The sequence below is a fragment of the Ruegeria sp. CDSA079 genome, from assembly GCF_059612245.1.
The window spans coordinates 73,772-88,471 of sequence record NZ_JBXWQF010000010.1; the positions used below are offsets into that span (position 1 = coordinate 73,772).

General features: G+C 55.9%; 17 protein-coding genes. 9 read left to right on the top strand and 8 right to left on the bottom strand.

Features of this window, described 5'->3' with window-relative positions; translation table 11 throughout:
• The first annotated feature begins 233 nt into the window (after positions 1–233).
• Together AC2FJZ_RS12570 and AC2FJZ_RS12575 are read left to right on the top strand one after the other, a co-directional pair.
• On the top strand, positions 234–1,049 hold the full coding sequence (locus AC2FJZ_RS12570; RefSeq protein WP_496777906.1) for an MlaA family lipoprotein: 816 nt from the start codon (positions 234–236) through the stop codon (positions 1,047–1,049).
• Positions 1,039–1,638 (top strand): MlaC/ttg2D family ABC transporter substrate-binding protein, encoded by a 600-nt coding sequence (locus AC2FJZ_RS12575; protein WP_050605120.1) that lies wholly within the window; start codon positions 1,039–1,041, stop codon positions 1,636–1,638. The genes AC2FJZ_RS12570 and AC2FJZ_RS12575 overlap by 11 nt, the downstream gene beginning before the upstream one ends.
• A gap of 98 nt (positions 1,639–1,736) precedes the next feature.
• On the opposite strand, the gene fliP is transcribed toward AC2FJZ_RS12575, so the two are convergent.
• From fliP to fliF, 4 genes are read right to left on the bottom strand one after another with little or no spacing between them, the layout of a single operon-like run.
• Positions 1,737–2,465 (bottom strand): flagellar type III secretion system pore protein FliP, encoded by a 729-nt coding sequence (fliP, locus tag AC2FJZ_RS12580; RefSeq protein WP_496777908.1) that lies wholly within the window; start codon positions 2,463–2,465, stop codon positions 1,737–1,739.
• The gene (locus AC2FJZ_RS12585) at positions 2,465–2,752 is read right to left on the bottom strand and encodes a FliM/FliN family flagellar motor switch protein (RefSeq protein WP_496777909.1); all 288 of its coding nucleotides are present in this window, start codon (positions 2,750–2,752) and stop codon (positions 2,465–2,467) included. Before AC2FJZ_RS12585 ends, fliP begins: the two co-directional genes overlap by 1 nt.
• Positions 2,745–3,341, bottom strand: coding sequence for a FliH/SctL family protein (locus AC2FJZ_RS12590; RefSeq protein ID WP_496777911.1), 597 nt, complete (start codon positions 3,339–3,341; stop codon positions 2,745–2,747). Before AC2FJZ_RS12590 ends, AC2FJZ_RS12585 begins: the two co-directional genes overlap by 8 nt.
• Complete coding sequence (fliF, locus tag AC2FJZ_RS12595) at positions 3,341–4,924, bottom strand: flagellar basal-body MS-ring/collar protein FliF (protein ID WP_496777913.1); 1,584 nt, start codon at positions 4,922–4,924, stop codon at positions 3,341–3,343. The genes AC2FJZ_RS12590 and fliF overlap by 1 nt, the downstream gene beginning before the upstream one ends.
• Before the next feature lie 118 nt (positions 4,925–5,042).
• On the opposite strand from fliF, the gene AC2FJZ_RS12600 reads away from it, so the two are divergent.
• Genes AC2FJZ_RS12600 through AC2FJZ_RS12620 form a run of 5 tightly spaced genes read left to right on the top strand, consistent with a single transcriptional unit; the run spans position 5,043 to position 9,674 of the window.
• Positions 5,043–5,540, top strand: coding sequence for a flagellar basal body-associated FliL family protein (locus tag AC2FJZ_RS12600; RefSeq protein ID WP_496777915.1), 498 nt, complete (start codon positions 5,043–5,045; stop codon positions 5,538–5,540).
• Between the two features lie 9 nt (positions 5,541–5,549).
• Positions 5,550–6,032 (top strand): hypothetical protein, encoded by a 483-nt coding sequence (locus AC2FJZ_RS12605; RefSeq protein WP_496777917.1) that lies wholly within the window; start codon positions 5,550–5,552, stop codon positions 6,030–6,032.
• Positions 6,029–6,604, top strand: a complete 576-nt coding sequence (locus AC2FJZ_RS12610) for a MotE family protein (protein WP_496777918.1) — start codon at positions 6,029–6,031, stop codon at positions 6,602–6,604. Before AC2FJZ_RS12605 ends, AC2FJZ_RS12610 begins: the two co-directional genes overlap by 4 nt.
• Before the next feature lie 53 nt (positions 6,605–6,657).
• Positions 6,658–7,527 carry a flagellar motor stator protein MotA gene (gene motA / locus AC2FJZ_RS12615; protein ID WP_496670470.1) on the top strand — a complete coding sequence of 290 codons (870 nt, stop codon included), beginning with the start codon at positions 6,658–6,660 and terminating at the stop codon, positions 7,525–7,527.
• Complete coding sequence (locus AC2FJZ_RS12620) at positions 7,524–9,674, top strand: hypothetical protein (protein ID WP_496777920.1); 2,151 nt, start codon at positions 7,524–7,526, stop codon at positions 9,672–9,674. Before motA ends, AC2FJZ_RS12620 begins: the two co-directional genes overlap by 4 nt.
• 213 nt (positions 9,675–9,887) lie before the next feature.
• On the opposite strand, the gene betB is transcribed toward AC2FJZ_RS12620, so the two are convergent.
• On the bottom strand, positions 9,888–11,342 hold the full coding sequence (gene betB / locus AC2FJZ_RS12625; protein ID WP_496777922.1) for a betaine-aldehyde dehydrogenase: 1,455 nt from the start codon (positions 11,340–11,342) through the stop codon (positions 9,888–9,890).
• A 188-nt stretch (positions 11,343–11,530) separates the two neighbouring features.
• Between betB and AC2FJZ_RS12630 the strand changes: the two genes are divergently transcribed.
• Complete coding sequence (locus AC2FJZ_RS12630; RefSeq protein WP_496777924.1) at positions 11,531–11,860, top strand: hypothetical protein; 330 nt, start codon at positions 11,531–11,533, stop codon at positions 11,858–11,860.
• A 3-nt stretch (positions 11,861–11,863) separates the two neighbouring features.
• On the opposite strand, the gene AC2FJZ_RS12635 is transcribed toward AC2FJZ_RS12630, so the two are convergent.
• Together AC2FJZ_RS12635 and trhO are read right to left on the bottom strand one after the other, a co-directional pair.
• Complete coding sequence (locus AC2FJZ_RS12635) at positions 11,864–12,376, bottom strand: potassium channel family protein (protein ID WP_496777926.1); 513 nt, start codon at positions 12,374–12,376, stop codon at positions 11,864–11,866.
• A gap of 65 nt (positions 12,377–12,441) precedes the next feature.
• Entirely contained in the window at positions 12,442–13,347 is a 906-nt protein-coding gene (gene trhO, locus AC2FJZ_RS12640) for an oxygen-dependent tRNA uridine(34) hydroxylase TrhO (protein ID WP_496777927.1), read from the bottom strand.
• Positions 13,348–13,443: 96 nt separating this feature from the next.
• Between trhO and pncA the strand changes: the two genes are divergently transcribed.
• A complete protein-coding gene (gene pncA / locus AC2FJZ_RS12645) occupies positions 13,444–14,037 on the top strand; it encodes a bifunctional nicotinamidase/pyrazinamidase (RefSeq protein WP_496777928.1) in 594 nt (197 codons plus the stop codon).
• Here pncA and AC2FJZ_RS12650 read toward each other — a convergent pair.
• Positions 14,034–14,564 (bottom strand): hypothetical protein, encoded by a 531-nt coding sequence (locus tag AC2FJZ_RS12650; protein WP_496777930.1) that lies wholly within the window; start codon positions 14,562–14,564, stop codon positions 14,034–14,036. The two genes, pncA and AC2FJZ_RS12650, sit on opposite strands and share 4 nt — an antisense overlap.
• Positions 14,565–14,700: the final 136 nt, after the last annotated feature.

Here is a 14,700-nt window from a genome sequence, read left to right on the forward strand (position 1 = left end):
GGGAAAGTCGAAATCCGGTACTTGCCGATTTGCCTGCGATCTAAGCGTTTCTTTACTTATTACGACCTATTGATCCGTGGTCACTTTACCAGCCCCCGGCGGTCAGGTTACACGCAAGGTATTTCATTTGAGACCCGAAACGACTATGTGACAGAACTTGTGCCACCCCAGCACGTTGATATTGATTAAATGTCCGGCGGACCATGTGCCGGGCCACTTGGGAGAAGCAAAACGTGCCTCGCAGATTGCGCCTGAAACATCTTGTCGTCCTATCATGTATGGCCGTTCTGTCCGCCTGCGCATCCACGCCGCCCGAAGGGGCCACGCGCGATGACGTTTTTGATCCTTATGAAAACAACAACCGGGCGATCCACAAATTCAATCTTGGCGTGGACCGGTTTTTGTTCCGCCCCGCCTCGAAAGGCTATGTGAAAATTGTTCCCGACCCGATGGTGACAAGCTTCAGCACCTTTGCCGAAAACATTTCGCTGCCGGGTCAGGCCGTTGATTACCTGCTGCAAGGCAATCCGAAGCAAATGGGTAACGCCTTGCTGAGATTCGTGATCAACATGACCGTGGGCGGCTTTGGTCTGTCTGCACCCGCGGACGAGTTGAACCTGCCGCCAGTGGATACCGATTTCGGCGAGACACTGCATGTCTGGGGCGTGGGCGAAGGCGCATATGTTGAACTGCCCTTCTACGGCCCGTCGACCCAACGGGATGCGATCGGGGTTGTGATCAACCTGTTCTCGAACCCGATCAATTTCACTCCGGTGCGCCCCGCCGATAACATTGGCGTCTATGCCGAGATCGTGCGCCGCATGGGAGATCGCGGCCGGTTCTCGGATACGGTCGACTCGATTCTTTATGAAAGTGCAGACAGTTATGCGCAGGCACGCCTGATCTTTCTGCAAAATCGCCGCTTTGAACTGGCAAGAGATGACGAAGACGCCTATCTGGATCTGTATTCTGACCCCTATGCCGAAACCGGGACAGACCCGGTCAGGGACCCCTTTTTAGACCCCTACGAGGACCCCTATGCCGAATAACGAGTTGAACCGCCGCCATTTCATCGCCTCAGGCCTCGCGTTGGCCCTGCTGCCCCTGCCCGCCTTGGCGCAGACCGAAGCCGCTGCCAAAGCGCTGGTCAACAGCGTTGTTACAGACATCAATCGGGTGATCGATTCCGGCAAATCCGAGAAGGCGATGCTGCGTGATTTCGAGAAAATCTTCGTGCGATATGGCGATGTGCCGATCATGGCACGCTATGCGCTGGGGGCAGATGCCCGCACCGCCAGCCCCGCCCAGTTGAAACAGTTCACCAATGCGTTTCAGGGCTATATCTCGCGCAAATACGGTCGCCGGTTCCGCGAATTCATCGGCGGCGAAGTCAACGTGCGTAACGCGCGCAAGATCAAGGCAGGATATGAGGTACGGACCCTGGTCAAGCTGCGTGGATCGTCCCCGTTCGATGTGACATTCCTGGTGTCGGACAAATCGGGTCGCGACAAGTTCTACAACATGTTCATCGAAGGCGTGAACCTTCTTCTGACCGAGCGCACCGAAATCGGCGCAATGCTGGATGCCCGGAAGGGGAATCTGGATCAGTTGATCAAAGATCTGAAAAAGACGGGCTGATACATTTGTTGAGTTTGGAACGCCCCAAACTGAAACCCTGAAAAGCTAATGTGAGGGGTCAGAAACGTCTGGTCCCTTTTTGGTGGCAAACGTCTAAATTATGGCAAATAACTGCGCACTAACGCGCCAGCGATCAACGCCCACCCGTCCGCAATCACAAAAAATGCCAGTTTGAACGGCAGGGATACGATGGCGGGTGGCACCATCATCATACCCATCGACATCAACACCGCCGCCACAACAAGATCGATGATCAGAAACGGCAGGAAAATCAGAAATCCGATCTGAAAGGCCCGCGCTATTTCGGACAGCATGAATGATGGCATCAAAACCGACAAAGGCGCCTGCGCCGACAATTCCATCGCTTCGCCACCAGGTCGCAATGCCGCCATTGCATAGAACGTATCAGCGTCCAGCCGCGCCGCCATGAAACCCCGAAAGGGTTCCAGTGCCCGTTCCAGTGCGGGCTCAACCGCTAGCGTTTCTTCCATCATCGGACGGATGCCGGTGTCCCACGCCTCGGTGAACACCGGATCCATGATGAAATAAGTCAGGAACAGCGCCAAACTGACCAGCAGCATGTTGGGGGGCGATTGCTGCAGACCGATCCCCTGCCGCAGGATCGAAAGTACCGTGATCAGAAACGGGAAGCAGGTAATCATGATCGCCAGACCCGGCGCGATGCTCAGCACCGTGATCAGCAAGACCAACTGTATGGTCCGGGCCGAGATCGACCCACCTTCGCCCAGCGACAAAGTCACTTCCTGCGCAATGGCAAGCGAAGGAAACAGCGTCATCACCAGAGCCAGCCAGATCGCGCAGCGCATCAACCGATCCCGTTTTGAAGATCGGCTATTTCGGTGAGTCGAACAGCCAGTTGTCCGGCCTGATTGCCGTCCATCTCTTCCAGCAACCCACGCGCCACCAACTGATCCCCAACGTAAAGGTCAACCGGGTCTTCGATCCGTTTGTCCAGGGTCAGCACCGCATTCTCGCCCATGTTCAGCAAGTCCCGGATCAACGGGCGGGCGCGGCCTACGGAAACGGTCACCTCGATCGGGACCGATTCAAACGGGTTGGGCTTTTCAATTTTCGGGGTCTGAGTGTCATTCATTGGACAAAGCCTCTCTTGCCTCAAAGACGTAAGCGTCAAAAATCTGTGCAACGGTGGTCAGCAAGGCACCGCAATCCACTTCACGCCTGCTGGTACCGACCTGCAACCGCGCCTGCCTGGGCCCAAGGGCGGGATCTTCGATCACGCGTGGGACTGAATGCATGTCTGTCGGCAAAAGCGCCTCGACATCTTCAACACGCCCCGTTGGCACCATAATCTGCATCGGTTGTTCCATCTGCGTCCGCGCCATCTGGCACAGCTGTTCAACAAGACGGGCGGCGATGCCACGGTCTACTATCTCGGGCAGAACCGTCTGAACCAGGCTTTCGAACATGGGCTCCAGCGACAGCGTCATCCGGGTCATCGCTTCGTGATAGGTGAAGGACATGTCCTCCAGCGATTGGGCGAGCTCTATTGATATTTTCCGACGGCTTTGTTCCTGCGCTTGAGAGGCATCTTCCCACCCGGCTCCATACCCGTCTTCAAAGGCTGAAAGCTTCTGTTCCTCCAGCATTTCCTCATCCAGAAACAGAACCGTTCCGGTGTTGGTCTGAGCGGTGAAGTCCTCAAGTAGATGGGCAATTGACATCAAACCTGCTCCTCGCCTTCTTCAAGCCAGCTGCGCAGGATCTCGACGGTTTCTTCCTGCTTGTCCCCGATCATTGTCCGCAACCGCTCGACCGGGTCTTCGGCGGTTTTTACACCCAGCGCTGGAACGCCTCCGTCATGAGGCAAAGGCGCGAAACCTGCCGCGTCATCAGTCGCGATTTCACCGGTCAGCACCGAGGATTCGCCACCTACGCCGTCAGTGGGGGGCAACAGTGCCGGTGCCATTGCGGGTTTCATCAGGATCGGTCGGATCACGAACAGTGCCAGCACCAGCGAAACCGCAGCCAGTACCGCCATCTGGATCAGAGACATCGCGTCCAGATGAATGTTTTGCCACAGCGAGGATGACACCACGGTGCCTTGTGGGCCTACTGTGGGCAAATCCAGAGATTTCAGAGTGATCACATCCCCCCGCGCCGCGTCGAATCCCACGGCCGAAGCCACCAGTTCTTCGAGCGCATCCAGCTCTGCCTGCGGCAAAGGCGCAAATGTTTCAGCACCCGAGGCATCCACTGTCCGCGTCCCGTTCACCAAAACAGCAACCGTCAGACGTTTGATCGCACCGGGTGCTGTGTGTACCTCAAGCTCTGTCTCAGAGACCTCGTAATTCACCCGCTCACGTGTCTGCGTGGCGGTGGAATTGGACTCGTCGCCTCCGGCCTCATCCCCATCGGGCAGGTTCGATGCCACCGTCACATCCGAAGACTGATTGCGAGCGCTGTCCGAGCGTTCCTCGACATCCGTGCTGATCGCCACACGACCCTTGGGATCAAAGCGCCGCTCGCGTATCGATTCTGTCTTGGTCTCCGTATCCACGCTGACCTCGACCACCGCATTGCCATTTCCCACGCGCGCTTCGACCAAACGCAGAACACGTTCGCGCAGTTGGCGCGATTTATCATCCGCTGTATCCGCGGCCACAGACGTGTCCTGCCCACCAATCACGGCTCCGCTCGAATTGATCACAGTCACGTTTTCGGGCGTAAGCCCGCTCACGGCAGAAGCAACGAGGAATCGGATAGCCTTGGCCTGATCGCTGGTGATGTCAGCCCCCGACGGCACCAAATATACCGAAGCCGTGGGCGCGACACTGCGCTGAAACGGGTTCGCCGAACCGTTTGCGATATGCACACGTGCCTGACTGACATATGGGCTGCCGACTATTGTACGCGCCAGTTCACCCTCTTTCGCGCGCCAGTAAGCGGCATCGAACATCTGTGATGTGGTGCCAAACCCGCTTAGTGAATCAAGTAGCTCATAGCCCTTGTTGCCGTTTGCAGGCAGGCCTTCACTGGCCAAGGTCATCCTCAATTCGTCGCGCTGCGCGCCTGGAACATAGATGGAGCCACCCCGAAGCTCATAGGTGACGCCGCGCTGATCCAATGCGCGCACGATGTCTCCTGCGGCACCACTTTCTAATCCTGCATACAGAAGCGTCATCGACGGCGCTGTCACAAGGCGGGACATTCCGAGAATTCCCAAAAACACCAGCACAACCGCGCCGGCAACGATGAATTGTTTATGCCTGTCCAAACTTGCCCAGACAGTTCCGATCTGCTGCACGCTCACCTCCGACTCGCCGACATTCTGCCCGGCGCACCCCCTGTTTGGACGATTGCCCTTAACAATCGGTTAGTCCCTGACCGGTTATGAAACGACAGAACGGATGAATGAGGACGTCATGACCGACGCAACGGCTGAACAGGCGGAAACCCCTGATAAAAAAGGAAAAAATGGAATTCTTATAGGACTGATTCTGGCCGTTTCTGGCGCCGCGGGCGGGTATTTTCTGACCTCTTCGGGGCTGATTCCACTAGGTGGCAAAGCCGCTGAAGAGGCAAGCCAGGATATGGAAAAAGAAAAACCGGTCAAAACGCTGGCTAATGTTGCATTCATCGATTTGCCACCCGTGATCGTATCGGTGAACTCAGGCAACTCGCGGCATTTGAAATTTCACGCGCAGCTCGAAGTTAACGCCCCGTACATGGCTGATGTGGAAAGAATGCAACCACGAATCATGGATGTCCTGAACGGATACCTGCGGGCCGTCGAACTGCAGGATCTTGAGGACTCGCTGGCGTTGATGCGCATCAGGGGTCACTTGCTGAGGCGCATTGGAATCGTCGTTGGCGAGGGTCGCGTTCGCGATGTGCTGGTGATGGAATTTGTACTGAACTAGGAGGCAAAATTGGAGCTGATTGCGGATATTCTGCTGGTCGCCGGTGCGTTGGGCGCGGGTCTGTATTGCTTTGTTCTTGCGCGCCGTCTCAAGCGGTTTACCGATCTTGAAAAAGGCGTCGGCGGTGCCGTGGCCGTGCTGTCAACACAGGCTGAAGAATTGCGGAAGTCGCTGGAAGACGCGCGTCGTGTCTCAGATCAGTCCGGAGATCAACTCAAGGCGTTGACACAGCGAGCAGAAGCTGTGGCGCAGCGGCTGGAACTAACGATGGCCTCGATGCATGACGTTATTCCCGAGGAAAACCCAACGCCTGAAGCGATAGAGCCTGCTCTTCCCGACACGCAGCCAGAAGGGCCAAAGACAATCGGGCAGGACGACACTGCAGAAGCAGCTGATTCCAGTTTGTCCGAAGTGGAGGAAGAAGAAATCAAGGCACCAGAGGGCCTGATGTTTTTCCGACACGACCGCAAACAAGGTGAGGCACAGGCATGAACCGCCTACGAGCCGCCCGAAAAAACGTCTGCCCGCGCGGCGGCGTGCTTGCGGTGATATCCTTGCTGATGATCGGTTCAGCCGCCATTCGAATTGGTTTGGAGGCCGGACCGGCCCTGGCAAAACCGGCAAAACCAGAGACCTCGACAAGCAATCCCGCTGCATACGACATACAGGTTCTTATCAGCACGCTTTTACGCCGGGAGGAAAAAGTAAAACAGCGCGAAGACGCGCTACACGAACAGGAAAAGGCGGTGGAGATCGCAAGCCAAGCCATCGAAACGCGGCTGGTCGCGCTTGAAGAGGCAGAAGAGTCGTTGCGCGCCACCCTGGCTGTTGCAGTCAACGCGGCTGAGAATGATCTAACGCGCCTGACAGATGTTTATCAAACCATGAAACCCAAGGACGCAGCAGCATTGTTTGAGACCATGGACCCAACATTTGCCGCTGGATTTCTGGCACGGATGCCGCCCGACTCTGCGGCCGGGATCCTGGCGGGTCTCAGCCCCGAAGTCGCCTATACGATTAGTGTTGTTATGGCAGGTCGCAATGCCTCGGCCCCACTGGAATAGCCCGTGCTTCCCATTCTTGCGCACCACTTAGTCGGAGATGTCAAATGATTGGAATTATTGGAATTATTGGAATTGTCGTCATTTTCGTGATGGTTTTCGGCGGCTATCTGGCTGCTGGTGGCAAGATGACCATCATTCTGAAGTCGCTTCCGTTTGAAATGATGATGATTGGCGGTGCCGCCGTTGGTGCCTTTCTGATCAGCAATGACATGGGCGGTGTAAAACACACGGTCAAAGATATGGGGAAGGTCTTCAAAGGTCCGAAGTGGAAACCCGAAGACTATCGCGACCTTCTTTGCCTTTTGTTTTCGCTGATCCGTATTGCACGCGCCAATCCGGTCGAGGTCGAGCAACATATCGAAGACCCTGAAAACTCCAGCTTGTTTTCCACATATCCCAAGATTCAAGCCGACAAGGAAGCGGTCGATCTGATTTGTGACACGATGCGTGCTGCCGCAATGAATTATGATGATCCGCACCAGGTTGAGGAGGTTCTGGAAAAGCGGATGGAGGCGAACTTTCATCACGCGATGCACTCAAGCCACGCCTTACAGACAGTAGCAGACGGCTTGCCCGCGCTCGGGATTGTGGCGGCGGTTCTGGGGGTGATCAAGACCATGGGTTCAATTGATCAACCACCCGAGGTACTGGGCAAACTGATCGGTGGCGCTCTGGTGGGCACGTTCTTGGGGGTTTTTCTGGCGTATGGTCTGGTGGGTCCCTTTGCTGGAAAGTTGAAAACCGTGGTCGAGGAAGACAATCACTTCTATCAACTGATCAAGGAGGTTCTGGTCGCAAACCTGCACAACCACAATGCCGCCATGTGTATTGAGGTTGGACGCCAGAATACGCCGACGCATAACCGCCCAGGGTTCTCCGAGCTTGAAGAGGCGTTAAAAGACCTCAAGCAGGCTGCGGCATGAAACAGCTTGGACTTCTGACCGCAGCTTTGATCATGGCGGTCACTGCAGCGGCTGCGCAAGACGTGACGGTTCGGTCAGGTGAGCATGACGGCTACACACGTCTGGTCTTCAACGTTCCACCGAATACAGAATGGGCGCTGGCCCAACGCAAAGACGGTGCACGATTGACGGTGGATTTGGACGGCGTGACATTTCGGACAGGGTCGGTTTTCAGTAGATTAACGACAAATCGGCTTGAATCGCTGTCGCAGGCACAACCCGGTGGCGCCTTGGAACTGGAATTTGGGTGCGAATGCGTGGCTTCGGCCTTCCTATACAGAGGTTCGATGATCGTGCTGGACGTCGCGCCAGGCGAATTCCTGCCCCCGCTGCTGGCTGACCTTCCACCGCCGATGACGCGGCAGCCGATCAAAGCGGTATCTGTTTCGAATACAGACGCACAAATGGCCGGGCTTGACCTGCCGCTTCTCAAACATGAATTAAAAGACCAGCTTTCCAGCCGTTTTCTGCAAGGTGCCGACCGCAAGCTGCTTGATTTACGGCTGGCGCCGGTTGGACCGCGCAACTCTACCCCGTCCAACACGGATCCGCTGTTGACCGATCTAAGTTCGAATATGCGCCTGACCACGGTGCTTGACGATCTGAAGGACGTGTTGAATTCCGAGGTGCTGCAAGTCGAAAGTGATGCAGTCTGTATCTCGACAACCGAATTGGGCTTCTCAGATTGGTCCACTGCGGAACCTTTTGTCACGCAGGTGTCTTCTCTGCGCACCGCACTTTACCAAGAGTTTGACACTCTCGACGAAGAAAAAGCCCTGGAACTGGCAAAACTTTATGCGTTCCATGGCTTTGGAACAGAAGCTCTAGCTATTTTAGGCTTGTCCCAAATGAGCACTAGTGAAGCTGAGCGCATTGAGGCGATTGCTCGGCTTGTGGATGAGAAACCGGTGCAAACATCCAATCCGTTCAGCGGCTTGCAACGATGCGACAGCGATGCGGCGCTGTGGGCCGTTCTCTCTGAAAAAAAGTTGGCCTCCGATGCCGATGTTGAAGCGATCGAGCAGGCTTACGCAGGATTGCCGGATCATCTTCGCCGCCGCTTCGGTACGCGGCTTTCCCAAATTCTCGTCGAAGGGCATGAATTGGAGGCCGCCCGCAGAGTGATACGTTCGGTCGACCGCATCGAAAAAAGCAACTCTCCCAGTACGACACGCGCCAAGGCCATAGTTGCCGCAGCCGAAGGCGACCACACGCGGGAAGAGGAACTGCTGACCGAGGTGGTTACGTCAACCGAAGCCACGCCCGAAGCGCCGGTGGCATTGGCCCGTTTGGTCGAAAAGCGCTGGACCGAACGCCAATCCGTTTCTGCGCAGGAACTTGAACTGGCCGCGTCCTATGCGGTCGAGTATCGGCGCTCGGATCTGGACCCCATGATGGCCCGCACGTATGCGATTGCGCTGAGCTTAAGTCAGGACTTCGATCCCGCATTCGACATCATTCTGGAGCTGGCAAACGGGCGAGATAGGAACCGCGCGTTCAACCGGCATCTGCATCTGTTGTCAGAGCGTTCAGATGACGTGACCTTTTTGCGCCAGACATTTCATCTAATGCAGATGAGCAAAACACCAGCCCTGACCACAGGCACCGCAATCGCATTGGCGGATCGGCTCACCATGCTCGGTTTTGCGGATCAGTCATTTGCTCTGGCAAACAGAGCTGAAGACCAGACGCATCGGGCTGAAAGGGCCCGTTTACGAGCAAGGGCAGCCCTGATGTCGGGACGTCCCCACCAGGCTCTGCTTGAACTGGCCGAGGACGACTCAGAAGAAGCTTTAGCTTTGCAAGCGCAGGCCTTGGACATGGCACGGGACTTTTCGACCGCAGCCGAGATCATGCGGAGTTTGGGGCAAGGCGAAGCGGCCAACCGCTTGTTCTGGCTGGCGGGATCGTCGGCCGATACGGTTGACCCGCCGGATGGGAAATATGCGACCTTAATCGAACAGCCCAAGCCCTGTTCACCCCTCCAGTGCGGCAATTCGAAAAGCCATTACAGGACGCCGAAGATTTGCTTGAAAACAGTGAAACGACACGACAGAAAATCGCCGAGATGTTCAATGCAATCAATACAGAGTGACACGCGCTTCTAGCGCACCGCGGCCAATAGGACTGTACAGCTCAGCAAAATCGCACAAAGGGGTTAGCGCTGCAATCGCAATCCAATGCGTCGAAGTCACAGACGCACATTTCAAATTTCAGCAGTCCCAAACAGGTGTGCACGCGCCCGCTTGAAATATGCTCTGCACCCGACGCTTTAAGCCGGGAACAGAGAAATTAGGGGGCAACAGACAAAGCGCCCGTTATCAGTAAGGTGCCTCGACATCGTTCATCGAGACATAGACGGTTTTCATCTCGCTGAAATGGTTAATCGCCAGTTTCGAGTTTTCGCGCCCCACACCTGACATTTTCGATCCGCCAAACGGGGCTTCGACCGGGGCAAGGTTGTAGGTGTTGATATAGCAAGTACCCGCCTCGAACCCGGCAACCACGCGGTGTGCGCGCGTCAGATCGCTGGTGAAGACACCGGCAGCCAGACCAAATTTGGTATCGTTGGCGCGGGCCATGACCTCTTCTTCGGTGTCAAAGTCCAAGACTGACATGACCGGGCCAAAGATTTCTTCACGCGCGATAGTCATGTTGTCGGTCACGTCAGCAAAGACTGTGGGTTGCATGTAGAACCCTTCGCCATCGATCCGCGCACCGCCATGGACAAGACGCGCGCCCTCGGCCTTACCTTTTTCGATATAGCCCAGCGCGACATTCATCTGATTTTCACTGACCATCGGACCAAAGCTGACGTCCTCGTCCATGGGGTCGCCGATTTTGGCGTTGGCCAGACGTTCGGACAGGCGTTTGAGGAAAGCTTCTTTGATAGCCTTTTGCACAAACACGCGGGTGCCGTTGGAACAGACCTGGCCCGATGAATAGAAGTTGCCCAAAATCGCGCCCGAAACCGCGTTTTCGATATCGGCGTCGTCAAACACGATCATCGGGGATTTACCGCCCAATTCCATGGTGACGTGTTTCATGCCCTCGGCTGCCGCGGCATAGACCTTGCGACCCGTTGGAACGGAACCAGTCAGCGAGACTTTGGCAACGCGCGGATCAGTGACCAGCGAAGCGCCTACATCTCCATACCCCTGGATCACGTTGTAAACACCTTTGGGCGCGCCGGCCTCGATCAGAATTTCGGCAACTTTCAATGCGGATAAAGGAGTTGATTCCGAAGGTTTGAACACCATTGAGTTACCGCACGCCAACGCCGGAGCGCCCTTCCAGCACGCGATCTGGGTGGGGTAGTTCCAGGCTCCGATCCCGACGCAGACGCCCAGAGCCTCGCGGATCGTGTAGACAAAATCGCCCCCGCCCAGCGGAATGTGTTCGCCGGTCAGGCTGCCTGCCAATCCACCAAAATACTCCAGCGCATCCGCGCCCGAGGTGGCATCTGCCACGGTGGTTTCCTGGATGGGTTTTCCGGTGTCATGAGTTTCCAGAACCGACAGGTCATAGTTGCGTTCGCGCATGATGTCGGCGGCACGGCGCAAGATGCGGCCGCGCTCGGTACCAGACAAAGCAGCCCAGGCCGCCTGCGCCTTTTTCGCGCTGTTTAGAGCCTGTTTAACAATTGAAGGCGTCGCCGAATGCAACCGTGCGATCACCTTGCCAGTGGCCGGGTAGATCACGTCAAGGGCAGCACCATCCGTATCTTCGACATAAGCGCCGTCAATGAAATGGCTGGCTTGGGGCTGAAACTTCATACCGAATCCTCTTTTTTTCGCACCCGTCTGAACGGGAAAATCAGTCCGTTGAAAACGGCCCTAAAGATTATTGATTGACCAGTCAATAAAATCATTCGGACGGCAGAATCATGCCGGTTCTAACCCACAAACCTTGAAATATTTGGTTAATGTTCTATTTATGTTCTACATAGTCAGAGGATAAACCGATGGCCCAGAACACGCACCAATCTGCCCTGAACAGGCCCAGCAATGACTACCATTTGCTTCCGGTGACTGACCGGCAGATGCGCTATGCCCGCGCGATTGCCGAGAAGTCGGCATTGGAAATACCGGTTGAGGCGCAGCGCGACCGAAAGCTGCTGTCCGATTGGATTTCAACGCACAAACCGCACAGTACGTCGCAATTCGACAATTACCCGACAGGCAAACAAGTTGCCTTTGCCGAGCGAATTTCACGCAGCAAACGCCGCCCGATCCCATCCGAGTGTTTCCGTGACAAGCAAATGATGTCGAACTGGATTGATCACAACAAATAGACCCTATTTAGGGTCTGCATGGCCGTGATTGCGTGCATAAAGCGACACCGCAGCCGCAACAAACATGCCCAGCAGAATGTACCCAGTAACGGCCTCGGACACAGCAAGCCCACGGCACAGGCCAGTTGGGGACATGTCGCCATACCCAACCGTCGTAAAGGTTACATAGGAAAAATACAGAATATCACCCGGACCCTGAGCGCCGACGACACAATGATCGTTATATCCAAAGGCGCCATAGACGGCAGCGAACAGGAAGGGGACGACCTGTATGAATGACACCCCCATCAGGAACAAAAGCCTGCGCGGCGATTTCACTTGGGTCATGTAAAACCAGGACTGTGACACCAGCCAGATCAGTAAACCAACCGAAGCGATTGTGCCGATCGTGTCACCTGCGGTCGTCTCGTTCAGGCGTGAGAGGCCATACCAGGCAAGAAAGCTCGCCAGAACCAGACCCAACGCCGCCAGAAGGGTCGATTTCCATTCGTCCAGTGTTGTAGGTTTGCGGTACATGGGCGTCCCAAAAAGCTGATCTTCAGGTGATCATCTGACCTAATGCTGGGGCCTGCAACCCGAATTCAATCCTGCCGAAAATGCGTTTCGCCTCGTTCACGCGCCAGCCGGATCTGCTTTTGCCGTTCGCGAAAGCGCATTTTGTCGGCCTCTGATGTCTCATCGATACATTGGTGACAGGACACGCCGTGTTCGTATTCCGGACGTTTCATATCCTCGGGCAAGATCGGGCGGCGGCAACCATGGCAGAGCATGTGCGGCCCTTCCAAAAGACCATGACCGACAGACACGCGATTATCGAACACGAAACACTCGCCTTGCCAGGTGCTGTCCTCAGCTGGCGTCTCTTCCAGATACCGAAGGATCCCGCCTTTCAGGTGATAGACATCCTCGACCCCCTGCCCGAGCAGGAAGTTGGTCGATTTTTCGCAGCGGATACCCCCGGTGCAGAACATGGCGACGCGCTTGTTGTGAAAGCGGTCCTTGTTGTCTTCCCACCACACCGGAAAATCGCGAAAACTGGCCGTTTCAGGGTCTATTGCGCCTTCAAACGTGCCAATCGCCACTTCATAATCGTTCCGCGTGTCGATCACCACAACATCGTCCGAGCGGATAAGGTCGTTCCAGTCTTGCGGCTCAACATAGTTGCCAACGCTGGCGCGCGGATCGACATCCGGCTGCCCCATGGTCACGATCTCTTTCTTCAGCCGCACCTTCATCTTGCCAAATGGCGGATGATCCGAGGTTGCCTCTTTCCACTCAAGATCCGCGCAGCCCGGCAAAGCACGGATATGCGCAAGAACCGCGTCGATCCCGATGCGCGGGCCTGCTATGGTGCCGTTGATCCCTTCTTGCGCCAGCAGCAATGTGCCGGTTACAGATTGCGCGCGACACAGGTCCAGCAGCGGATCTCGCAACATGGCTGGATCCGGGAAACGGGTAAAATGGTACAAAGCGGCGATGGTATACATAGGCGCGATTTACCTTCGTAGTCCCAAAGTCGCAAGAGAGTGCATTGACGCCTTGTATCCCGACCCCTACCGATACAGTATTTAAAGGAGGCTGCCATGACCCACGCCCTGATCGTCATCGATGTCCAGAACGATTTCTGCCCCGGTGGCGCGTTGGCAGTAGCCGGAGGGGATGAAATCGTCGCCCCGATCAATGCGATGATGGATGAATTCGACGCCGTGATCCTGACTCAGGACTGGCATCCGGCAGGGCATTCTTCTTTCGCCAGCGCGCATAAGGGCAAAAACCCGTTTGACCTGATCGATATGCCATATGGCCCTCAGGTTCTGTGGCCCAATCACTGCGTTCAGGGTACACAAGGTGTCGCATTTCACCCCGATCTGCGCACCGATGCCGACTTGATCCTGCGCAAAGGATTCCGCAGCGCCATAGACAGCTACAGCGCATTTTTTGAGAACGACCACAAAACGCCCACGGGCCTGAAGGGGTATCTGGAAAACCGGGGCATCACCCGTTTGACCATGGCCGGTTTGGCGACCGATTTCTGCGTTCACTATTCAGCTGTGGATGCCGCCGGATTGGGGTTCGATGTCACCGTTCGCATTGATGCCTGCCGCGCAATTGATATGGACGGATCGCTGGTCGCAGCGGAACACGCCATGCGCGGTGCCGGAGTTACTTTGGCCTAAGGACCTGTCCCGGCTGCGGCCAACAACTTAAGAAGCACAAACAAAACAACCGCCAATCCCAAAGCTAAACCGATACGGCCCGCTACGGTCCGCCGGTCCGGGCTGGGCTGCGCCGGTTGCGGCGGCGGCGTGCGTGTCTGACGCGCGCGCGCAATCCCGGCCATCGGCTGCGCGGTGCGCACGTAGCTCAGGAAATCCATCAGGTCGAACTCGCCGCAATACTCCCCCTGAACCCCACGGTTTTTTACATTGGCAAACAGTGACCGGAGAATCCGCACCCTGTCGGTTTGGTCCTCTGCCGGAAAAACGCCCGGCACAATGCCGCTGTTGCGCGACTCGAGGCTGAACCCGGCATCCAGAAACATCTTGCGGATTTTCGGTGACGTACCTCGCAAAGCGTCCGCAGTTCTAATGTCGCGAAAAACCGCATGCACCTGACTGTCCCCATCCATCTGAGCCCCCGGCTTTTCGGGGTCAGAATCGTCCAATGCTACGTTAACAATATCAAAATCGTACTCGAGACTCATTCACAAACTCAGTTCCGTATTTCCATCCCCTCTTATCACTAACTCGCGAAAACAATGCACAATATGCCGGTATTGTGACGTCATACTGGCATTGTCACCAAATCAGCGACTCTTGCCATTCCCGTTGTCGATTGAT